At 66.1% G+C, this 20,037-nt stretch carries 25 protein-coding genes and 1 tRNA gene; 12 read left to right on the forward strand and 14 right to left on the reverse strand.

Annotated features, from left to right (window positions below; all coding sequences use genetic code 11):
* Positions 1–66: 66 nt before the first annotated feature.
* The 3 genes from AC5Y5O_RS27880 to AC5Y5O_RS27890 all read left to right on the forward strand — a co-directional run bounded on the left by AC5Y5O_RS27880 (position 67) and on the right by AC5Y5O_RS27890 (position 2,902).
* Positions 67–143, forward strand: a tRNA-Pro gene (locus AC5Y5O_RS27880).
* 60 nt (positions 144–203) lie between these two features.
* Positions 204–1,469, forward strand: coding sequence for a COG4705 family protein (locus tag AC5Y5O_RS27885; protein WP_096290400.1), 1,266 nt, complete (start codon positions 204–206; stop codon positions 1,467–1,469).
* Positions 1,470–1,483: 14 nt separating this feature from the next.
* Positions 1,484–2,902, forward strand: coding sequence for a sensor histidine kinase (locus AC5Y5O_RS27890; RefSeq protein WP_096291417.1), 1,419 nt, complete (start codon positions 1,484–1,486; stop codon positions 2,900–2,902).
* On the opposite strand, the gene AC5Y5O_RS27895 is transcribed toward AC5Y5O_RS27890, so the two are convergent.
* On the reverse strand, positions 2,848–3,552 hold the full coding sequence (locus AC5Y5O_RS27895; protein WP_096290401.1) for a response regulator transcription factor: 705 nt from the start codon (positions 3,550–3,552) through the stop codon (positions 2,848–2,850). The two genes, AC5Y5O_RS27890 and AC5Y5O_RS27895, sit on opposite strands and share 55 nt — an antisense overlap.
* Before the next feature lie 185 nt (positions 3,553–3,737).
* On the opposite strand from AC5Y5O_RS27895, the gene AC5Y5O_RS27900 reads away from it, so the two are divergent.
* A complete protein-coding gene (locus tag AC5Y5O_RS27900; protein WP_096290402.1) occupies positions 3,738–4,535 on the forward strand; it encodes a COG4705 family protein in 798 nt (265 codons plus the stop codon).
* Here AC5Y5O_RS27900 and AC5Y5O_RS27905 read toward each other — a convergent pair.
* The 3 genes from AC5Y5O_RS27905 to AC5Y5O_RS27915 are packed head-to-tail and all read right to left on the reverse strand — an operon-like array spanning position 4,532 to position 7,225.
* Entirely contained in the window at positions 4,532–4,846 is a 315-nt protein-coding gene (locus tag AC5Y5O_RS27905; protein ID WP_096290403.1) for a DUF732 domain-containing protein, read from the reverse strand. The two genes, AC5Y5O_RS27900 and AC5Y5O_RS27905, sit on opposite strands and share 4 nt — an antisense overlap.
* Positions 4,847–4,853: 7 nt before the next feature.
* Positions 4,854–6,053, reverse strand: coding sequence for a PPE family protein (locus AC5Y5O_RS27910; RefSeq protein WP_103175428.1), 1,200 nt, complete (start codon positions 6,051–6,053; stop codon positions 4,854–4,856).
* Positions 6,054–6,073: 20 nt separating this feature from the next.
* Positions 6,074–7,225: a PPE family protein, SVP subgroup gene (locus AC5Y5O_RS27915; protein ID WP_500028318.1), complete on the reverse strand. Its 1,152-nt coding sequence runs from the start codon at positions 7,223–7,225 to the stop codon at positions 6,074–6,076.
* Between the two features lie 514 nt (positions 7,226–7,739).
* On the opposite strand from AC5Y5O_RS27915, the gene AC5Y5O_RS27920 reads away from it, so the two are divergent.
* Positions 7,740–8,306, forward strand: coding sequence for a hypothetical protein (locus AC5Y5O_RS27920; RefSeq protein WP_096290405.1), 567 nt, complete (start codon positions 7,740–7,742; stop codon positions 8,304–8,306).
* A 74-nt stretch (positions 8,307–8,380) separates the two neighbouring features.
* On the opposite strand, the gene AC5Y5O_RS27925 is transcribed toward AC5Y5O_RS27920, so the two are convergent.
* Both AC5Y5O_RS27925 and AC5Y5O_RS27930 read right to left on the reverse strand, forming a co-directional pair.
* Positions 8,381–8,761 carry a thiol-disulfide oxidoreductase DCC family protein gene (locus AC5Y5O_RS27925; protein ID WP_096290406.1) on the reverse strand — a complete coding sequence of 127 codons (381 nt, stop codon included), beginning with the start codon at positions 8,759–8,761 and terminating at the stop codon, positions 8,381–8,383.
* Between the two features lie 24 nt (positions 8,762–8,785).
* Entirely contained in the window at positions 8,786–9,085 is a 300-nt protein-coding gene (locus AC5Y5O_RS27930) for a DUF4193 domain-containing protein (RefSeq protein ID WP_096290407.1), read from the reverse strand.
* Between the two features lie 364 nt (positions 9,086–9,449).
* Between AC5Y5O_RS27930 and AC5Y5O_RS27935 the strand changes: the two genes are divergently transcribed.
* A complete protein-coding gene (locus tag AC5Y5O_RS27935) occupies positions 9,450–10,124 on the forward strand; it encodes an HAD family hydrolase (protein ID WP_096290408.1) in 675 nt (224 codons plus the stop codon).
* A 1-nt stretch (position 10,125) separates the two neighbouring features.
* Here AC5Y5O_RS27935 and AC5Y5O_RS27940 read toward each other — a convergent pair whose 3' ends face one another.
* Positions 10,126–10,626 carry a DUF6328 family protein gene (locus AC5Y5O_RS27940; RefSeq protein WP_096290409.1) on the reverse strand — a complete coding sequence of 167 codons (501 nt, stop codon included), beginning with the start codon at positions 10,624–10,626 and terminating at the stop codon, positions 10,126–10,128.
* 11 nt (positions 10,627–10,637) lie between these two features.
* Positions 10,638–11,006 carry an STAS domain-containing protein gene (locus tag AC5Y5O_RS27945; protein WP_096290410.1) on the reverse strand — a complete coding sequence of 123 codons (369 nt, stop codon included), beginning with the start codon at positions 11,004–11,006 and terminating at the stop codon, positions 10,638–10,640.
* A gap of 159 nt (positions 11,007–11,165) precedes the next feature.
* On the opposite strand from AC5Y5O_RS27945, the gene AC5Y5O_RS27950 reads away from it, so the two are divergent.
* From AC5Y5O_RS27950 to AC5Y5O_RS27975, 6 genes are read left to right on the forward strand one after another with little or no spacing between them, the layout of a single operon-like run.
* Positions 11,166–12,047 (forward strand): STAS domain-containing protein, encoded by an 882-nt coding sequence (locus AC5Y5O_RS27950; protein WP_096290411.1) that lies wholly within the window; start codon positions 11,166–11,168, stop codon positions 12,045–12,047.
* 22 nt (positions 12,048–12,069) lie between these two features.
* Positions 12,070–12,459, forward strand: coding sequence for an STAS domain-containing protein (locus AC5Y5O_RS27955; RefSeq protein WP_096290412.1), 390 nt, complete (start codon positions 12,070–12,072; stop codon positions 12,457–12,459).
* On the forward strand, positions 12,449–12,859 hold the full coding sequence (locus AC5Y5O_RS27960; RefSeq protein ID WP_096290413.1) for an anti-sigma regulatory factor: 411 nt from the start codon (positions 12,449–12,451) through the stop codon (positions 12,857–12,859). Before AC5Y5O_RS27955 ends, AC5Y5O_RS27960 begins: the two co-directional genes overlap by 11 nt.
* Positions 12,852–13,478 (forward strand): SpoIIE family protein phosphatase, encoded by a 627-nt coding sequence (locus AC5Y5O_RS27965; RefSeq protein ID WP_096290414.1) that lies wholly within the window; start codon positions 12,852–12,854, stop codon positions 13,476–13,478. Before AC5Y5O_RS27960 ends, AC5Y5O_RS27965 begins: the two co-directional genes overlap by 8 nt.
* On the forward strand, positions 13,475–15,712 hold the full coding sequence (locus AC5Y5O_RS27970; protein ID WP_096290415.1) for a SpoIIE family protein phosphatase: 2,238 nt from the start codon (positions 13,475–13,477) through the stop codon (positions 15,710–15,712). Before AC5Y5O_RS27965 ends, AC5Y5O_RS27970 begins: the two co-directional genes overlap by 4 nt.
* Before the next feature lie 46 nt (positions 15,713–15,758).
* On the forward strand, positions 15,759–16,778 hold the full coding sequence (locus AC5Y5O_RS27975; protein WP_096291419.1) for an iron-containing redox enzyme family protein: 1,020 nt from the start codon (positions 15,759–15,761) through the stop codon (positions 16,776–16,778).
* Positions 16,779–16,792: 14 nt separating this feature from the next.
* Here the strand turns inward: AC5Y5O_RS27975 and AC5Y5O_RS27980 are convergent, their stop codons facing one another.
* The 6 genes from AC5Y5O_RS27980 to AC5Y5O_RS28005 form a co-directional block, all read right to left on the reverse strand.
* A complete protein-coding gene (locus AC5Y5O_RS27980; protein ID WP_096290416.1) occupies positions 16,793–17,002 on the reverse strand; it encodes a CDGSH iron-sulfur domain-containing protein in 210 nt (69 codons plus the stop codon).
* On the reverse strand, positions 16,999–17,691 hold the full coding sequence (locus tag AC5Y5O_RS27985; RefSeq protein ID WP_096290417.1) for a HemK2/MTQ2 family protein methyltransferase: 693 nt from the start codon (positions 17,689–17,691) through the stop codon (positions 16,999–17,001). Before AC5Y5O_RS27985 ends, AC5Y5O_RS27980 begins: the two co-directional genes overlap by 4 nt.
* Before the next feature lie 96 nt (positions 17,692–17,787).
* Positions 17,788–18,342 (reverse strand): type 1 glutamine amidotransferase domain-containing protein, encoded by a 555-nt coding sequence (locus AC5Y5O_RS27990; RefSeq protein ID WP_096291420.1) that lies wholly within the window; start codon positions 18,340–18,342, stop codon positions 17,788–17,790.
* A gap of 17 nt (positions 18,343–18,359) precedes the next feature.
* Positions 18,360–18,755: a malate dehydrogenase gene (locus AC5Y5O_RS27995; RefSeq protein WP_096290418.1), complete on the reverse strand. Its 396-nt coding sequence runs from the start codon at positions 18,753–18,755 to the stop codon at positions 18,360–18,362.
* 49 nt (positions 18,756–18,804) lie between these two features.
* Positions 18,805–19,803 (reverse strand): LLM class F420-dependent oxidoreductase, encoded by a 999-nt coding sequence (locus tag AC5Y5O_RS28000; RefSeq protein WP_096290419.1) that lies wholly within the window; start codon positions 19,801–19,803, stop codon positions 18,805–18,807.
* Positions 19,804–19,843: 40 nt separating this feature from the next.
* The coding region (locus AC5Y5O_RS28005; RefSeq protein WP_500028326.1) for a GatB/YqeY domain-containing protein at positions 19,844–20,037 on the reverse strand (194 nt) is incomplete at its 5' end.

A 20,037-nucleotide genomic window follows, 5' to 3' on the forward strand; every position in this document is an offset into this window, starting at 1 on the left:
GGGGGGCCCGCTGCCAGCGGTTTGGGCAGTCGGCGGGCCGGTGCGATAGGCTGTCGTGGCTTCAAGCGGGGTGTGGCGCAGCTTGGTAGCGCGCTTCGTTCGGGACGAAGAGGCCGTGGGTTCAAATCCCGCCACCCCGACCAGTTTTGCGGCTGGCAATTCCTAAGCGTTAACTCAGCGACCCCTCTGTACCTTCGGGCGCCATGAGCCAGATGCTGCGTTCCCTCACCCTCCGCACACCCCGCCGGATGCTCAGCAAGGTCCCTGAGGTCACCGTGTGGTTCTGGATCATCAAGATCCTGTGCACCACCGTCGGCGAGAGTTTCGCCGACTGGATCAGCACCACGGTCGGCCTAGGCCTGAACGTGACGGCGCTGATCTTCACCGTCGCCCTGGGCATCGTCTTGAGTTTCCAGTTGATCCTCGACCGCTATCTGCCGATCGCTTACTGGCTGGCGGTTGTGGTGCTGAGCATCACGGGCACGCTCTACACCGACCTGCTGACCGACAAGCTGCACGTGCCGCTGGCGGTCAGCACGGCGGTGTTCGCGGCGATATTGGCGGTCGTTTTCGGTGTTTGGTATGCGCGGGAGCGCACGCTGTCGATCCACAGCATCGTCACGACGCCGCGTGAGCTGTTCTATTGGCTGGCGGTGCTGGTGACCTTCGCCCTGGGTACTGCCGTCGGCGACTGGACGCTGCAGCTCACCGGCTGGGGGCCGGGCACCTCGGTGCTGCTGCCGGCCGCGCTGATCGCCTCGATAGCGCTCGGCTGGCGGATGGGCGCCAACCCGGTGCTGTCCTTCTGGCTGGCCTACATCCTGACCCGCCCGCTGGGCGCCAACCTCGGCGACTGGCTGGCCTCCTCGCCGGCCAATCACGGTCTGGGGTGGGGGACCGCGGTCACCAGCGCGATCTTCCTGGCCGCGATCCTGGCCACGGTCGGCTATCTGACGGTCAGCCGCAGCGACATCATCGACGACGAAAGCCCAACCCGCGCAACGACTGTCACCACCACCCCGACGCGGGAGCGGATGATGCTGGGCTACTACACCGCGGCGGCGGTCGCCACCGGCGCACTGTTGCTCTGGAGCAGCCATGGCCACGAAGGCGGCGCTGAAACCGACGAGGAATCGGACTCGGCCACCACTTCCACGATCACCGCCCCCGCGCAGCCCGGGCAGCCAGCCTCGGCCTTCCCGGCGGTCGAGGTCGCCAAATTCCGATCCATCACGCAGGACACGCTGTCGAAGTTGCAGGCCGGCGATCAGGCCGGCGCCAAGGCCCGGATCAAGGACCTGGAAACCGCATGGGATGACGACGAGTCCAAACTCAAGCCGATCGACCAAAACGCATGGCACACCCTCGATAAGCAGATCGATGGCGCACTGGCCGCGGTGCGGGCCCCGATGCCCAACCCGGTCACCGAGAAGCAGCGCGTGACCGCATTGTTGAGCGCGCTGCAGTAGTACGGTCCGTGCTGATGGCACATTCAGGCCGAACGCCGACACTGCTACACCCGCGCGCGTGGAGCATCTCGGCGCGCTCGGCGTTGGTGTCGGCGACGGTCATCCTGGTGGCTCTCATCATGGCCGGCGCGATCCTGCTGTTGGTGTTGTACTTCGCGCTGATCTCGGCCGCTGACGACGCCGCGGCGAGTCGGCTGCGCGACATCGTCAAGACCCTGCAATCCGAAACCACACCCGACCTCGACCCACCCCTGCTGGCCACCGACCAACGCATCGTCGCCGTCCAAATCTTCGACGGCGCAGGGCATTCGGTGGCTTCGTCGAGTTCCACCCCCGAGCCGCCGATGATGATGCTCAACGCGATCGGAAGCACCCCGCGGATCGGAATCACCGGCGCCGCAGTGCGGATGCACGACGTCCGGGTGGCCGCGCAGTCACTCGAGACGCCGACGGGACGGTACGTCGTACTCGTCGGGGCCGGCACTGACGACGTGGAAGCCACCGTTTCCACCGTGGCGATCGGGCTGGCCGCGGCCGCGCCGTTGGTCATCGCGGCGGCGGGCGTAGCCACCTACATTCTGGTGCGACGGTCGCTGCGTTCGGTGGAAGCGATTCGCTCCCAGGTTGCCGATATCAGCGCCTCCGACCTCTCCGAGCGGGTGCCGGTACCACCGCAACGCGACGAGATCTTCACGCTGGCAACGACAATGAACGAGATGCTGTCCCGGCTTCAATCCAGCCAAGCCGTCCAGCGCCGGTTCATCGCCGATGCCTCCCATGAACTGCGCAGCCCGCTGTCCACGGTGATCTCGGCACTTGAGGTCGGCGTCGCCCACCCCGAGCTGCTCGACGATCGGCTCGCCGCGGACACGCTGCTGCCGGAAGCGCATCGGATGCAGGCGCTGGTGGAGGACCTGCTGCTGCTGGCCCGCGCCGACGAACGCGGGCTGGCGCTGCGCCGCACCGACACCGACCTCGACGACCTGGCCCTCGCCGAGGTCACCCGGCTGCGGCGCGAGACAACGCTGGACGTGCATGCCGAACTCGCTCCGACTCGGCTGGTCGGCGACGCGAGCGCCCTGGCGCGCGTGCTGCGCAACCTTTTCGACAACGCGGCGCGCCATGCGACATCGCGGGTGGAGGTGACGGTGCGCCCCGATGACGGTCGAGCCTGGCTGACCGTGGCCGATGACGGTCCCGGGATCGCACCGGCCGACCGGCGACGGGTGTTCGAGCGGTTCGTCCGCCTCGACAACGATCGCTCCCGCAGCGGCGGCGGCACCGGACTGGGACTGGCTATCGTGTTCGAAATCGTTGCCGCGCACGGCGGTAGCGTGCACATCGACGACCGCGCCGGTGCCGGCACCGCGGTGGTCGTTCAGCTGCCGCTGGTCACCGCGACGCCGGCGTCGTCGCCGGCCTCCAGTCGGTAGCCGACCCCACGCACCGTCGCAATTGTGTTGGTACCGAACGGGAGATCGATCTTGCGTCGCACATAGAAGACATAGACCTCGACGAGGTTGTCGTCACCGGAGAAGTGCGGATCCCAGACGTTGTGCAGGATGTCGGTCTTGCTCACCACGGTGCCCTTGTTGCGCATCAGGTAGTGCAGCAGCCCGTACTCGCGCGGTGTCAGCGCGATCGTGTCTTCGTTGCGCCGCACGATGCGACGCGCCGGGTCCAGCGACAACGTGCCGGCGGTCAACACCACCGGGCGGTGCGGGGCGCCGCGACGGACCAATGCCCGCAGCCGCGCGACCAGCACGATGAACGAGAACGGTTTGGTCAGATAGTCATCGGCACCCAGGTCGAACGCGTCCGCCTGCTCGTAGTCACCGTCTTTAGCGGACAGCATCAACACCGGTGTCCATACCTGGGCGGCGCGCATGCGGCGCACCACCTCGTAGCCGCTGAGCCCGGGCAGCATGATGTCCAAAATGATGGCGTCGAAACGGTGCTCGGTGGCTTCCCACAACCCGTCGTTACCGTTGTCGGCGGTCGTCACCACACAACCCTCGGCGCGCAAGCCCATCGTCAGCGTCGCCGCCAGCCGTGGCTCGTCCTCGACGACCAGCACCTTCACCCGCACGACTCCTTCTTCAGCGGCGCGAGTCCGGTAGACCCCTGGCAATCATCTTGCGCCTGTTCGTCAAGGCCACGGTGGCACGGGAACGCTGAGAGAGCGCTTAGTACGTTCTCTCAGCGTCCTCTCAACTCGACTCGGCAAGTATGAAGACAGACGGTCCGCACATCGACAGGTGATCACCCATGAGCGAGATGACGAAGCATGCGTTGAGCAAGGTACCAGCGGTGACCCTTGGCTTTTGGGTCATCAAGGTGCTGGCGACGACGCTGGGCGAGACGGGTGGCGATACCGTCACGATGACGCTGGACTGGGGATATCTGGCGGGCGTGGCCCTGTTCGGCGGCACGCTGATCGCGCTGGTGGTCGCACAGATTCTGGCCAAGCGCTTTCACGCGGTCCTTTACTGGCTCACGATCGTGGCCTCGACGACATTCGGCACCGTGCTGGCTGACTTCGCCGACCGCTCGCTCGGGATCGGCTACGCCGGCGGCTCGCTCCTACTGCTAATTCTCTTGCTGGCCACCCTGGGGCTGTGGCACTGGTCGCAGGGAACGGTATCGGTGAACACCGTCTCGACGCCGAAAGTCGAGGCCTTCTACTGGGCCACCATCACCTTTTCCCAGACCCTGGGCACCGCCCTCGGCGATTGGCTCGCCGACGATGGGGGCCTCGGGTACGAGGGCGGTGCGCTGGTGTTCGGCGTAGCGTTGCTCGTGGTCGCGGGCCTGTATTTCTGGACGAGCATCTCGCGCGTCACCCTGTTCTGGGTCGCTTTCATCCTGACCCGGCCGCTCGGCGCAACGGTCGGCGATTTCCTCGACAAGCCCGTCGACCACGGCGGCCTGAACCTGAGCCGCCCACTGGCTTCCGCGGTTCTCGCCGTCGTCATCATCGTCCTGATCATCGTGCTGCCGCAGCGGCCGGGCCGGCATCCCGGCGTGGAATCGGTGCAGGCGGAGCCGGACCTGACGGCTGATTAGGTTCCGCCGCCGCTGCCGAGGAGTTCCGGGCAGTAAGCACTAGCCGCGGCGTGGGCGAACCGAGCGGCTTTGGCCATGGTGAAGGCCGGGTTGAGATCTTTGATGTCGCGGACGATATCGAGCTGCGAGGTCCCGGAATTGGCCAAGTCGCAGACCTTTTGGCCCGCCTTGATCGCGCGGTCCGGGCTCGGATAGGTGATGCCCGCGTTAATGAGCGCGGCGAGAAACGCATCGTCGGTGGCATCGGCGTGGGCGGGTGCGGCCAGGCCGACCACGGCGACGACGCTTGCCAGGAGCGGGAAGGCTTTCATCGATCCCCTAACCCGCGGCCGGTGGGCGCCCGATGACGCGGGGGCGAAACCCATAGATGGGGTCGGAGAATTCGTCTTCGGGTGGACCGGGAATGCCGGCCAGTGGCACTCCGGGCATACCAACGGCCCCGACCTCTTCCATCACCATTGGGGTGGCGGCGCCAAAGCCCTGGTAGGCCCCCGCCCCGATCCGGGTCGTGGTGGCAACCGCGCTGACCGTCGCCCCGGCGCCGGACCAACTCGGCGGAGTCGACAGGGCTCCCACCAGGTTGGCCTCGCCCAGGGCCGCCGATGCCGCCGCGCCGGGCAGACTCGTGGTCGATGACACAGCAGCGGCGCCGCCAAGGCCGGCCGCCAGATCCTCCAGCCCCGACGTGGTTGCGCCCACCGCGCCCAGGCCGTTGATCGTCACCGCCGAATCGATGAATGCCGTCGGATTCAGGATCCCGTTGGTGGTGAAGGCGTTCGACAGGCCCGAGACAGAGGGGTTGTTGAGGAAAGCCCCGAGCAGGTTCTGGTTGGAGTTGCTGACAAGGTTCATGATGCCGGCCAGGCCCTCGGTGGGCGTATTCGAATTGGGCGAAAAGCCAAGCCAATCCCAGATATTGGTTGCCTGAGTCGCCGCCGGAGCCGCCAGGGCATTGTTGACCGCGTCGGCCTGCAGGGCCGTCGCGGCCGCGGTGGTGTCGGACTGCGGTTGGCTGAACGGCGTCATCTCACTGGCCGCGCGCGACGCGCTGGCGTAGCTGGTCATTGCTGAGGCATCCTGTGCCCACATCTCGCCGTATTGGGCTTCGGTCGCCGCGATCGCCCCAGTGTTCTGTCCGAAGATGTTGCGTGCCAACAGGTTTGCTTGCAGTGTGCGATTGGACGCGACGACAGGCGGTGGCACCGTCGCGGCGAACGCCGCCTCATAGGCGGCGGCGGCCGCGTTGGCCTGAGCGCCGGCCTGCTCGGCCTGCGCGGCGGTGGCGATCATCCACTCGACATAGGGTTGGACCGCGGCCGCCATCTTCTCCGACGCCGGCCCCAGCCAGCCCTCACTGACCAGCGATGCGATGACCGCATCGTAACTGATTGCTGCGGAACGTAATTCAGCGGCCGTCGCGTTCCATGCCGCCGCGGCCGCGAGCATCGATCCCGCCCCGGGGCCGGCGTACATCTTCGCCGAGTTGACTTCCGGCGGTAACGCCCCGAAATTCAGCATGACATTTCTCCTGAAGTCTCTTAACCGGCGGCCGGCGGACGCGGGATGACGACGGGACGAATCCCGTACCTGGGGATGGAGCGGCGTAACCTGCGGCCGTTGCCGGCCAGCTGTCCGGCGACGCCGCCCGGCCCGCCCGCCGCGGACGACCCGATGTCACTCAGCCCCGTGACCGGCGCCGCCGCTTGAGCGGAGGTGATGTTGGCAGCGGAGACCCAGCTCTGGGGCACCGACATCGACCCGACCAGATGCGCGTTGCCGACCCCGGCCGATGCTCCGGACAAGCCGCCCAACGGGACGCTGTTGGATGCCAGCGCGGCAGTCCCGGCACCCTCCGCGCCGAAGCCGAACTCCTCCAGACCCGACATGATCGTGGCGCTCGACCCCATGGCACCCACACCCACCGCCGATGCCAGGATGGTCTGCGGGTTGAACGGACCGCCGCCAAGCGAACCGGTGACGACCGAGTTGCTGAAAAAGGTGCTTCCCAGAAAGCTTCCGAGCGCGCTGTTGTTCGACCCGTCCAACAGACCGGTCAGGTAATCGGTCAAGGATCCTTGGGGCGCCGCGCCAGCAAGAGCATTCCCGGCCGCCGTGTTGACCGCTTGGGAGACGGCCTCATTCTGTCCGGCCGCCGCGTCGGGGGCGGTGTTCGTCTGCGGCGAGGCGAACGGCGTCAGCTGGGCCGCCGAATTCGATGCCGTCGCGTAGCCATTCATCGCCCCGGCATCCTGGGCCCACATTTCGGCGTACTGGGCTTCGGTGGCCGCGATCGCCGGCGTGTTCTGACCGACGATGTTGGTAGCCAACAGGTTTGCCAGCAGCGTGCGGTTAGCCGCTACGACCGGCGGGGGCACGGTCATCGCGAACGCGGCCTCGAAAGTGGTCGCGGCCGCGTTGGCGTGCATGCCGGTCTGCTCGGCCTGCGCGGCGGTGCTGTTGAGCCACGCTATATAGGGCGCGGCTGCGGCGAACATCGACGTCGATGACGGACCGTACCAGCCTGCGCTGATCAGGTCCCCGATCACCGAACCGTAGGCTGTTGCTGCCAAACGCATTTCGGCTGCCAGCGCGTACCAGGCGGAGGCGGCCGCCAGCAATGGCCCCGATCCGGGGCCGCAATACATTCTGGTCGAATTGACTTCCGGCGGTAACGCCGCAAAATCCAGCATGGTTGCTCCTCGGCGCTAACAGGCCGCGGCGGCGCCTTGATAGGCCGCGCCGCGTCGGTCGGACTGGATATCGGGTTTCATCGGTGGTCTCCGTACTAGGTGCCGCGGCGCGTGCGGTACCGCAGCGTCGGCGGATGCTTCACATGAGTCTTTCTGCCGACCGCCGAGCGGATCTCGCAAATCGATCCGGCCCCGCGGCGAGTGAGAATCGTCGTTAATGAGCAGTCCCCGGGTGTTGCTCACAGTGCCCGAGGCTACAGATTCGTCGCTGAGTCATCGCTGAGGAATTATTGGAATATGGCCTGTATCAGCTGTTAGGTTCTCGCCGTAACCTCTCCGACCGTCCATGCCACGATATTTACGGCATTTGCTACGGGCGTTGCGCTGCCAGCGCCGCGTTCAGCGTTCCGGCTAACTCCGGCGCGCCACGACCGGCTCGCGCAGGCGTGGCCGACGGCCGGGTCAGCAATCGTCACCTCGCCTCGGCGGGAACCCCGCATTAAACTTGGCGCGCATGGCGGCGGTCAGGCCGATCCCGGAGCTGCGCGAGACGAGTCCGCGCGGCGCCAACCTGCCCGCCTCCGGGTCGAGGGACGAATTTCCTTACCACCCAACTCTTTTAGAGATCGCCCAACGGCAGCAGGAGCTCGACGTCTGGGAGGCGCTGCAGGTTGGCGGCTACCGATTCGCCAGGCCGGGCACGATCATCAGCTTTCTGATCTCCGCCGTCATGCTGGTTCTCGCACTCACGCCGATCCCGCCGAATTGGCCATGGAACATCCCCCTGGTCATCGTGGCCATCTTCGGCGCCGTGGCCATGGTGGTCTGTGGCCTGTTGTGGTTCGACACTCCGAAAGCCGGCCCCCGCCCGGAGCGCCTGGCGATCGTGCCGTTCTCACGGGCGGAGAACCTGTACCTGATGAACGCGCAACCCGTCGAGCCGTACCTCGCGGTCTGTACCTGCCCCGGCTGCGGCGACGAGTCCACCCATCTGGTTCGCCAGCCCGTCGAGGGTGAGCCGGAATGGTCGACGGCCATTCGCCAGTGCCGCGCCTGCGGGCGCGAGTGGGCACAGAGTTAGGCTACTCGCCGTAGTTGATCGGAAAGCCAACCCGCAGAACACATTTCATGCACTCGACAACCAGGCGATGGCGACTACGCGCAACGCTCGGGCTCGGCCTCGCACAGCGGCGTCGCACCGCGGAAACGGTAGCGGTGCGACGAAACCCACCGGTAGATGCCGTTCTGCACGGCCCCGACGCCGGGGATCCGGTAGATCCATAGCGGGATGTGCGTACCCAGCGCCGCCGACAGGGCCGCGTTCATTGCGTGCGCCCCGGCCAGGACGACGCCGGAAGAATCCACCCACCAGGCGGATTCGAGCATTCGGTCGTCGGTGACGCCGAGTCGGTCGGCCATCCCGGGCGTCTGCATCGGTTCGACGCGCAGCATCCCCGTCCGGTCCCACCGACGCAGCGCGTTGACCGCGCGGGTGCACACCCCGCACCGGCCGTCAAAAACTAGAACGCCGTGCATCCTTCGATTGTAATTCCCGACGCACTAGGCACAATCGGTGCAAATGGGCCGCCCCGAGATAGACAGGATCATCCGGTGCCGGTGCTGAACCAGGAAGCAACTCGAGCAGGTGAATTCGTCGGACCGCTGCGGGATAACCGTGACGGCGAGTTCCTCACCGGACAGATCCGCGCCGGGCAGCTCGAAGAAATGCACGTCGTTGGGGTCCTCGTCGACAACTGCCGTCGACGATCCCGACAAGCTCGGATCCAGTTGGCGCAGCTCGGATTCCTGGCCGTCGGTGTCGGTCACGCGACGTGCGTCGTAATCGCTTGCGGTCTTCATGGGCTTACCCTTTCCTGCAAAGTGGCGGGATGACGCACGTCCGATGTACTCCCCCGTGGCACAGTCGTTACCCCATTTCCCGGCGCCCCACACTGTGGCTAATCTAAGAAAATTGCCTGAACGGCAGTTCGGTGTGAGCACCCGGTCGAGCGAACGCGATCGGCTGCTCGGTGGGGGCGCGTGGTGCGGGCATGGTCAGCCGGGTGGTCCATCCCAACTCCTCACGAAACACGTTGTGGACTATCACCATTCACGTCGAGTCCACGCATACGGTTCAAAGTTGGACGCCCAGAGCACCGCGCCCGCATGTTCCGGGCGGCTAAACGACCGTGTCAGGCGGCCCCCAGGTGGGTATGCCGCAGCGATGAATGCTCCCGCTGTCCTATTCGACGTGGACGGAACCCTGGTCGATTCCGCCTATCTGCACGTCTATGCGTGGCAACGCGCCTTCGACGCCGAGGGCCTCGCGGTCGCGGCGTGGAAGATCCACCGGGGCATCGGCATGGACGGCTCGACGCTGGTGCGAAGCCTGTCCGGCGATGCCCCGGCGGACGTGCAAGAGCGGCTCAGCGATGGGCACAGCCGCTACTACCGCGAGATCTCCGGTCTGCTCGCACCACTGCCCGGTGCACGAGAACTGCTGCACCGGGTCGCCGAGCTGGGCCTGCAGGTGGTATTGGCCAGCTCGGCGCCCGAGGACGAACTCGAGACGCTGCGCAAGGTGCTCGACTGCGACGACGTGATTTCAGCGACGACGTCATCCCACGACGTCGACACCGCCAAACCCGAGCCGGGCATCGTGCAGGTGGCGCTGGACCGGGCCGGGGTCACCGCCGAGCAAGCGGTGTTCGTCGGCGACGCCGTCTGGGATGCGCACGCCGCCAAGGCGGCGGGAGTGCCGTGTATCGGCGTGCTCAGCGGTGGTGTCTCGGATGCCGAACTGCAGGCGGCCGGCGCAGCACCGATCTTCGACGACCCACAGGACCTTCTCGATCATTTGAACTCCACCCGCGTCGCGGCGCTCGCGCGCAGCCGCTGATCTACATGCCGCGGGTGCGCAACGCCAGCGGCAACGCCCACCAGAAGAAGGTGAACAGCGTGAGCGCACACACTCCGGCAATCACTCCCGCGGTCGTTCCGGCCACCGCGACAAAGATGATGGCCGTCACCCCGGTCAGCGCCAATCCCAGCAGCGCCAGCCCGGCGAAGGCGCACCGGTGCGCGGCCTTCACCAGCACCTGCAGGCGATGCCGCCGGAACAACAGCCGGTGGATGCCGACCGGGGCGATCAGCAGCACCGTCGCCCCCACCGAACATCCCACCGTCACCAGATAGGCGATCCGCATCCTTTGATCGAGCACGTCGAACCGCTGCTGAAACGGAAGCGTCAGCAGGAAGCCGGTGAGCAACTGCACGCCGGTCTGCACCACCCGCAGTTCCTGCAACAGGCTGTTCCAGTTGCGGTCCAGCCGCTCGATTTCGGTCTCACCGCGCTTAACGCGGTCCCACCGCTGGTCGTCTTCCGGGTGGTCGACATCCATAGCGGCGAACGTCAGTGGTTGAGTTTGCCGTCTCGCACGCCGGTCAACGCGTCGTCGAGCGTCGGATACAGGGGGAACGTCTTGTCCAGACCAGTGAGGTGGATCGGGCGCCGGGTCGCCGGGCCCCGCGCGACCACCCCGAACTCCGCCGACTTGCCGAGTTTCTCGTAGGTCGCCGCGAGGATCTTCAGCCCGACCGAGCCGAGGAACTCCACCGCGGACAGGTCGATGATCAGCGCCGTCGGCCCTTCCGCAACGACCGCACCGATGGCTTGCTCCAGGGCCGGAGCGGTGACCAAATCGATTTCACCGCTGACACTGACCACGGACACCCCATCGTGGTCCGCAACCAACGTGGTAATCGAATCAGGAGCTGACAATGGCGATCCTTCGTCTGGGCCTTAAGTGTGGTGCAAGCCTAACCTGCCTTGCGAACTGCGAGAAGAAGAAGACCTCAACACCTGCCCCGCGTCAAACCAGGCTAGTCTCCCCATAGAACCTGCGCACTGCGGAGCGCGACGCGGCACACGGGAGGCCAGATGTCAGATTCCAGCAGCACCGGCACCATCGCAAGTGTCTCCAGCGAAGGTCTGCTTCCCCAGCTAGTGCAGCACCTACGACAGAATCGCACGGTTCTGCGCGAGGAGTGGGCCCGAAGAATAACCGAGGCCGAACTGCTTACCGCGATGACGCCCGAGGAACTCTTCTCCGAGGCGACCGCCGTCTACGACAACTACGTCGAGGTGCTCGAAACCGGTAGCGTCGAGGCGCTGCAGGCCTACGCCCGCGACCTGTCCGAGCGCATCATCCCCCGAGGGGTGGAAACCGACGAGGTTCTCGGCATCGTGCTGCTGCTGCGTGACGTGCTGGCACGCTCGCTCTTCGAGAAGTATCAAACCGAGTTCGAGATGCTGAACCGGGTGCTCGACGCCTATGAACCGGCCGCCAACCGCATCGCCAACACCGTGGGCGTCTCCTTCGTGCAGGAGCGCGAGCGCATCATCCGCCAGCAGCAGGAGGCGATCCGCGAGCTCTCCACCCCGGTGCTGCAGGTGCGCGAGCAGCTGCTGATTCTGCCGATCATCGGCGTGCTGGACAGCCAGCGCGCCCGCCAGGTCACCGAGCAGTTGCTGCGAGCCATCCGCGCGAACCGCGCGAAAGTCGTCGTCATCGACATCACCGGTGTGCCGACCATCGACTCCACGGTGGCCAACCACCTGGTGCAGACGGTCGACGCATCAGGCCTGATGGGCGCCAGCGTGATCATCACCGGTTTGTCCTCGGAGATCGCCCTGACGCTGGTGACGATCGGCCTGGATCTGTCGAAGATGAATGCCGTCGGTGACCTGCAGGGTGGAATCGAAGAGGCCGAGCGCCTGCTCGGCTACGAAGTCACGCGCACCGGCGAGCTGACCGGGTGAGCACAACTGATACGGGCGCCGTATGCCAGTACCCATCCTGAAGCAGGGCTCGATCCTCATCGCCTCGGTGCAGGCCGCACTGTCCGACTCGGACGCCGAACGACTTCGGTACGACCTGATGGAGCGGGTCAGCAAATTCCGCGCCCAGGGCATCATCGTCGACGTCACCGCGATCGACGTGATGGATTCGTTCGCGGCCCGGTCGCTGCGGACTATCGCTCACATGACCAGGCTGCGTGGCGCCGACACGGTGATCGTGGGTCTGCAGCCAGAAGTGGCCTTCGCCATGGTTCAACTGGGGCTGGCATTCGACGACATGAACACCGCGTTGGATCTCGAGGAGGGCATTGCCCTGTTGAATCGCCAACGCGGAGCGGGAAAGCCGACGATCGGGCGCGACGGTGGCGTGTGACATCGTCGTCATCATCAACAACCCCGACGACATCGTCGAAGCCCGCAAAGCAGGACATCAGCTCGCGTTAGACCTCGGGTTTTCGCTGACCGATGTCACCATGATCGCCACGGCGATCTCCGAAATCGCGCGAAACATCACCAGCTACGCGGGGCGGGGCACCGTGCGGGTCACGGTGGACGAGCGCGACGGCCGCCAGGCGCTGGTGGTTCGCGCCGAGGACGACGGCCCGGGCATCGCCGATATCGAGCGGGCGATGGAGGACGGGTATTCGACCGGACGCGGGTTGGGCATGGGGTTGCCGGGGTCGCGCCGTTTGATGGATCGGTTGATTGTGGAGTCCGCGCTGGGCAAGGGAACCGTCATCGAAATGTGGAAATGGGTTCCCGGCCGTGCGTGAAAACGGTCGACTAGGGCCGATCGAGTGGGCGAACGCGGGACGCCCTTTGGCCGGCGAGCACAGCAGCGGCGACCGAAAAATCGCGGTCGCCATCGGTGATGATGCCGCTCTGTTCGGTGTGGTCGACGGCCTCGGTCACGGGCCTGCTGCCGCCAGCGCCGCGATGCGCGCCGTCGACGCGGTCCAGCGGGCTCCCAGGGAGCGGCTCGAAGTCCTGATCCAGCTGTGCCACCGGGTGTTGGCCGGGACCCGCGGAGTGGCGATGACGTTGGCGCGGGTGGATTTCGCGGCCCAGACGTTGACCTGGAGCGGGGTGGGAAACGTCACCGCCAACCTGGTCTCCAAGGAGGTGGCCGGCGTTCGTATTCGATCCACGGCTCGCCTTGCCGCCGGCATCGTCGGCTACCGGATCCCGGAAATCAGGCCTGCTCAGGTAGTTTCGATTCGGCTGGGCGATTTGATCGTGCTGGCCAGCGATGGCATCACCGAGGACCATCTGGACCATATCGACTTCGCCGCTTCGGCTACGGCGATAGCCGACCATATTCTGGTTAAACACGCCAAGGACACCGACGACGCCATGGTGCTCGCAGCGCGTCACCGGGGAGCGCCGACATGACCCAAGCAGTGGAATTCCACGACCAATATCTCGCCGCGCTGCGCAGCTATGTGGACAAGCGCGACGACAACATCCTGGCCCTTGCCCACGAGCTAGGACGCCGGGCGTTGCAGGAACAGATCAGCATGCTCGACATCATCGAGAACCACGTCCGGCTGGTGCTGGAGATGTCCGAGGACATCCAAGTCGACGCACCCGTCGCGCTGGAATTCCTGCTGCAAACCCTGGCGCCGCTCGACGTCGCGACTCGCGGATTCCTGGACGGCACCAAGCGCTACGCGGAGCAGCGGGCCCGAGCCGACGGGCTCGCTGACCGAGACAAATTCCGTACCGCCCTTGTGAATTCGTTACAGGAAGGCTTCTTCGTCGCCGATCATGAGGGCTCGATCATCGAGATCAACGATGCCTTCATCGACATCCTCGGCTACCCCACCGAGGGCTTGCCCTACCGCTGGCCGCACCCCTGGCTGGTCGACAAGAAGACCGCGCGAGAACACCAGTCCCGGGTCCGCAGCGAGGGTGGCACCCAGTACGAGACACCGATTCGGCATCGGGACGGGCACCTGGCCTGGGTGATGGTGAGCATCAATGCCGTCAAAGAATCCGACACCGCCGAAGCGGTCTACGTGGGCACGATTCGCGACGTCACCGCCGAACGGGCATTCGCGGCTCGCGAGAGTGCGGTGTTGCGCTTGGCCACCGCCGTGGCAGTGGCAAAAAGCGTGGCCGAATTGCTGGCGATCACCCTCGACGAATGCCGCACGGCGATCGGCGTCCAGCGTGTGATCGCCGTGACGTGGCCGGGCGGCGACGGCGAGCCGACGGTGCAGGTGGCCGGCGAACCCGCCGTGACATCCTGGCGCGGGCTGGATCCCTGGTTGCGTGACACCTTTCAGGATGCCCGCCAGCAGCTGCCTCTGACAGCCAAAACCGTTGAGCGGAACAATAAACCGGGCAAGGCGCAGGGATTGGTCGCGGTGCTTTCCGGCACCGGAGACCTCGCCTTGTGGCTGGAGCTCGGCGCACCACGCTGGCTCAGCGCGGAGGATCGGCTGTTGGTCACGGTGCTGATCGGTCATCTCAGTCTGGCCATGCAGCATGTGCGCCAATTCGAAAGTGCCCGTGAGACTTCGCTGACGTTGCAGCGCGCGATGTTGCCGCCCATCGAGTCGCCGCCGGGATTCGCGATGCGCTACGAGCCCGCGGTCCCGCCGCTGGAGATCGGCGGCGACTGGTACGACGTGCTCTCGATCGGTGATCATCGCATCGGCCTCGTCGTCGGCGACTGCGTGGGGCGAGGCCTGCCGGCCGCGGCCATCATGGGTCAGTTGCGCAGTTCGGCGCGCGCGCTGTTGATCAACGGCGCCGGCCCCGCAGTGGTGCTCGAGCAACTCGACCTGGCGGCCTCGCTCATTCCGAACGCGTACTGCACCACTGTTTTTCTGGCGATCCTGGATACCGAATCCGGCATCCTGGAGTACAGCAATGCCGGACATATGCCCGCGGTGCTCGCCGGACCCTCGGGCAACACGGTGCTCACCGATGCCCGGTCGGTGCCACTGGCGGTCCTTCGAGACGAACCTCGCCCGCAAGTCTCCCGGCGGCTGCCGTCCGGCTCGACGCTGATGGTGTTCACCGACGGATTGGTGGAACGCAAACACGAGGCGCTCGATGATGGAATAACCCGCGCCGCAGACGTTTTGGTGGAGACAAGGACGTTGCCGTTGGACGCCGTCGCCGATGCGGTGCTGCGCGAGTTGGCGCCGGCGGGCGGATACGACGACGATGTGGCGATGGTGATCTACCGGCACCAGCAGGCACCGCTGCGGATAGAAACACACGCCATCGCAGACGAACTGGCCAGCATCCGGCATCGGCTGGCCGACTGGCTCAGGGCCGCCGATGTCCCCGACGAACTCGTCGACGACATCGTGCTGGTCGTCAACGAGGGATGCACCAACTGCGTCGAGCACGCCTACCGCGGACACGGCCGCGGGTCAACATTGCTCGAAGTCGAGACCGTGGACGGCCAGGTCCGTGCCCGCATCACCGACCGCGGTTCCTGGAAACCGCCGGCGATCAACCCGGGCAACAGCGGTCGCGGCCTGATCCTGATGAGGGCCATCAGCGACGTGATGCAGATCGACAGCAGCCCAACCGGAACGGTCGTGGACATCACCTTCCGGCTGCCCGCAGCACCCGCCGGCGACGACGACTGGTCCGGCGGCCGTTAGAAAGGGCACCGTTTGCCATGACCCCTTCCGTGGTATGTCCAACGACGTGACCCGCGCGTCGATCAGCATCGAGCCCGCCCTGCCGGCGGCACACGGCCCACTGTCGACGGCCGTGCATCGGGCGCTGGCCGGGCCGTCATCCGTAGACCACCTCGCGCGGATCGGTTCGTCGGTCGGCGATTCGGATCCGTACGGCCTCGACCTGCAACTGGCCCTGTGCATGTGCTACGAGCTGCACTACCGGGGTTTCGCGGGCGTGGATCCCGCCTGGGAATGGAATCCCGACCTGCTGCGACTGCGCGGCGAACTCGAGCGTGCCTTCCTGGCGGGTGTGCGTCGCGATGTCGGCCCGATCGAACCCGACCGGACCGCGACGGCGGAGATGGAAGCGATTTCCGTCGAGCCCGTCAACGGCACCGGGCCGTCCTACTATTTGCGCGGCACCGGGACCTGGCAGCAGATGCGCGAGTACTTCGTGCACCGATCGCTGTATCACCTCAAGGAGGGCGATCCGCATGCCTGGGCCATCCCGCGACTGACGGGCGGCGCCAAGGCGGCATTCGTGGCGATCGAATTCGACGAGTACGGCGCCGGGCAGGGCCACCGAGTCCACCAACAGCTCTTCGCGGACCTGATGGCGGCGGCGGATCTGGACGCGACCTATCTGGGGTACCTGGACGCCGTGCCCGCCGAAGCGCTTGCCGTGGTCAACCTGATGTCACTGTTCGGCCTGCATCGTCGGCTGCGTGGCGCGGCGATCGGACATTTCGCCGCCACGGAGATCACGTCGTCGCCCGGCTCGCGGCGGATGGCTCAAGCGCTCGAGCGGATGGATGCACCACCGGCGTGCGTCGCGTTCTACCGCGAACACGTCGAGGCTGACGCCGTGCATGAACAAGTGGTGCGCTACGACGTGGTCGGTGATCTGGTCGCCCGCGAACCGGAGCTGGACCGCGACATCGTTTTCGGGATCCGGGCGCTCGCTGCCGTGGAGGATCGCCTCGCCGACACAATCCTGACGTCCTGGAAGCAGGACCAGACCTCATTGCGGCGACCGCTTAACTAGGCCTCAATCAGGCCTCAATCCGGCCTGGTGCCAACGCCTTCGACGTGCCGGCAGCGGCGGTGACTGGTGTCGCACAACGGGTATTCGCGACTGCGCCCGCAGGTGCAGATGGCCACCATGAACCGGTCGGATTCGACGACCCGGCCGTCGTCGACTTCGATACGCACCGGACCCGGTAACAGGATGGGCCCCTTGGGGACCACACGTACCCGCGTGCCGGTCATCGCTTGTCCGCCCTGATCACCACCAGGTCCTCCTCCCGGCAGCCCTGCGGCACCAGACCGATCTGCTCCAGCCAACGGGCGCGCTGGGCTAGCACCGGACCGAACGGAATGCGTTCGGAGGCAACGACATCGGCGTTCAACCCGGTAGAGCGCAGGTAGTCCAGCGAGCGGTGGATGCCGGCCAGGGCCGACTGGACCAGGAGCAGGGATCCGCCGTCGCACAACAAATCTGATGCCGCCGCGCAAAGCGGGTCCAGCACCCGCCGGCCGTCCCGGCCGGCATTCCACGCCCATGACGGGCCCACTCCCGGCGAGACCATGTCGATGTCGTCCTCCGGCGGGGTCGGCACGTAGGGCGGGTTGGCCACCACCACCTCGAACGGTTCGCATCGCAGCGCGGCGATCCACGAGCCTTCCCGGACATCGATATCGACGCCCGCGACGCCCGCATTGCCCTGGGTGGAACTCACCGCGTGCGGGCAGATATCGAACGCCGTCACACTGGCGCAACCCATTTCAGCCGCGGCGATCGCGGCGAACCCGCTTCCGGTACACAGATCCAGAACCCGACGACCCGGAATCAGGCCGCTGTATTGCATTGCGCGGACCAGCAATCTGGAATCGGCTTGTGGCTGATACACAGTCGGCTCAACTAGAACGTCGGCGGTAACGGGGTACGTGCTCGTCAACGGCGGGCCTTTCGCAAGATCGCCGTGGCGATCACGGCATTTCGTGGGTAATTCCCACAAACAATGCGTTGAAACGCCAAAGCGGCCTGACGAGGCCTAACCCGTTGCTGCGTGCGCGAATTGCTTGATCAGCGTGGAGCAGAATGCCGGCAGGTCCGACGGGGAACGACTGGTGATCAGGTTGCCGTCGACGACGACCTCCTCGTCGACCACCTGCGCGCCCGCATTGCGCAAGTCGGTGCGAATACTCGGGTAAGAGGTGAGTTTTCGCCCGGCGGCCACCCCGGCCTCGACCAGCGTCCACGGCCCGTGGCAGATGGCCGCAACCGGCTTTCCCGATCCGACGAAGTCGCGAACGAACGAGACCGCGGTCGCGTCGTTGCGCAGTTTGTCGGGGTTCACGGTGCCGCCCGGCAATACCAGTCCGTCGAACTCCTCCACCGAGGCATCCGACACCGCACGGTCGACCGTGAATCGTCCGGCGGGCTCGAGATCATGTTCGCGCGCCTGGATTTCGCCGGCCTTCAGCGAGAGGACCTCGACGTGCGCGCCCGCTTGCTTGAGGGCCGCGCGCGGCTGCTCGAGTTCGACCTTTTCCACTCCGTCGGCCGCCAGAATGGCGATCGTCTTGCCTTGCAGTTCGTTTGCCATCGTGTTCTCCTTCACGGTTAGACGGCGTAGGTTGCGCCGTTGCGGGTGGTGCGTAACGCCGTGTAGAGGTCCAACGCTCCGATTCCGGTAAGAGCCACACCGGCAATGGTTCCGCGCCGTCGGTGTCCGCGTTCGCGGCGCGCCACTCCCACCACCAGCAGCGCCAGGTCCAGGACATCACCGGCGACCCGGGTCCACACCAACCTGTCGGGGCCTCCCAACAGGGCTGCGCCATGGCCACATTCGCGCACACCCAGCGCTCGGATGACCCGGCGTGCCAGCCTGGTGTCGTCCACCCCCGCGAGGGCGGCGACTTTCCCGGGCGCCACGATTTCGCTCAGCCCGAGGCCGACACTGGCTCCGCCGAGGCCGTTCACCAACGCCGTGGTTGTCTTACCGGATGGATCGGTCATCGGTATCTCCCTTGCGTGATGCCGGCCCGAATACCCTTGCCGGAACGCGTCAAACGCGTGTCTGAGACGACGCCTCGCGCAGTGCGTTCAGCAAAGGTTCTGCCGCTTCTTTGAGAAATAGATCCTGTGTCGGCCCACCGATCTGAATCAGCGCGATATCGGTGAAACCGGCTTCCCAGTACGGCCGCACGGCGTCCACGATCGCGTCCAGGTCCGGCCCGCACGGAATGGAATCTGCGACGTCTTCGGGTCGTACGAACTGGGTCGCGCCGGCGAAACCGGCCGGGGTCGGCAAGTCGGCGTTGACCGCCCAGCCACCGCCGAACCACCGGAACTGGTCGTGTGCGCGTGCGATCGCGGCGTCGCGGTCGGGGTCCCAGCACACCGGAATCTGCCCGACCACCCGCCCGCCCTCGGCTCCATTGGCGGCCTGCCGAGTGGCATGCCAGGAGTCCACCAGATCCTTGTCCGGCTGCACCGCGATCAGGTGATCGGCGAGCTTGGCGAATTTCTCGACACTGTTCAGGCCGCTCATCGCCACACCGATGCCGACCGGAACGTCGGGCAGATCCCAGAGCCGCGCGGAATCCACCTGAAAGTAGTCGCCGCGCCAGCTCACCAGCCGGCCGCCGAACAGCTCACGAATGATTTTGATGGCTTCGCGAAGCATGTCCTGGCGCCGTTCGGCCGTTGGCCAGCCCTTACCGACGACGTGCTCGTTGAGGTTCTCCCCGCTGCCCAACCCGAGGGTGAACCGGCCGTCGGCCAGAATCTGCACGGTGGCGGCCTGCTGAGCGACGACCGCGGGGTGATACCGCATCGTCGGGCAGGTCACGTAGGTGTACAGGTCGACTCGCTCGGTCGCGTGTGCCACCGCGCCCAGCACCGCCCAGGCGTTGGGTGCGTGCCCCTGTGAGGTCAGCCACGGGAAGAAGTGATCGCTGCAGACCTCAAAGTCGAACCCGCGCTGCTCGGCCGAAACCGCGTATCGGACAAGGTCTTTGGGTCCGCTCTGCTCGGTCATCAAGGTGTAGCCGAACTTAGTCATACCCGACCGGATACCCCCGGTCCACGGACGCAAACGACGGTTAAAGCCGGTCCTTGACCGCCGCCGACAGCCGGGAACCGTCTGCCTTGCCGGCCGCGATCGCGGTCGCGGCCTTCATGACCTGTCCCATCTGTTTCATGCTGGGGCGCTCGCCGATGGCCTCAGCAACCTGGGCGATGGCGGTGTCGACCACATCGGCTATCTCCGCCTCGGTGAGCGGCGTGGGCAGATACT

Source organism: Mycobacterium sp. NGS40, from assembly GCF_059812735.1.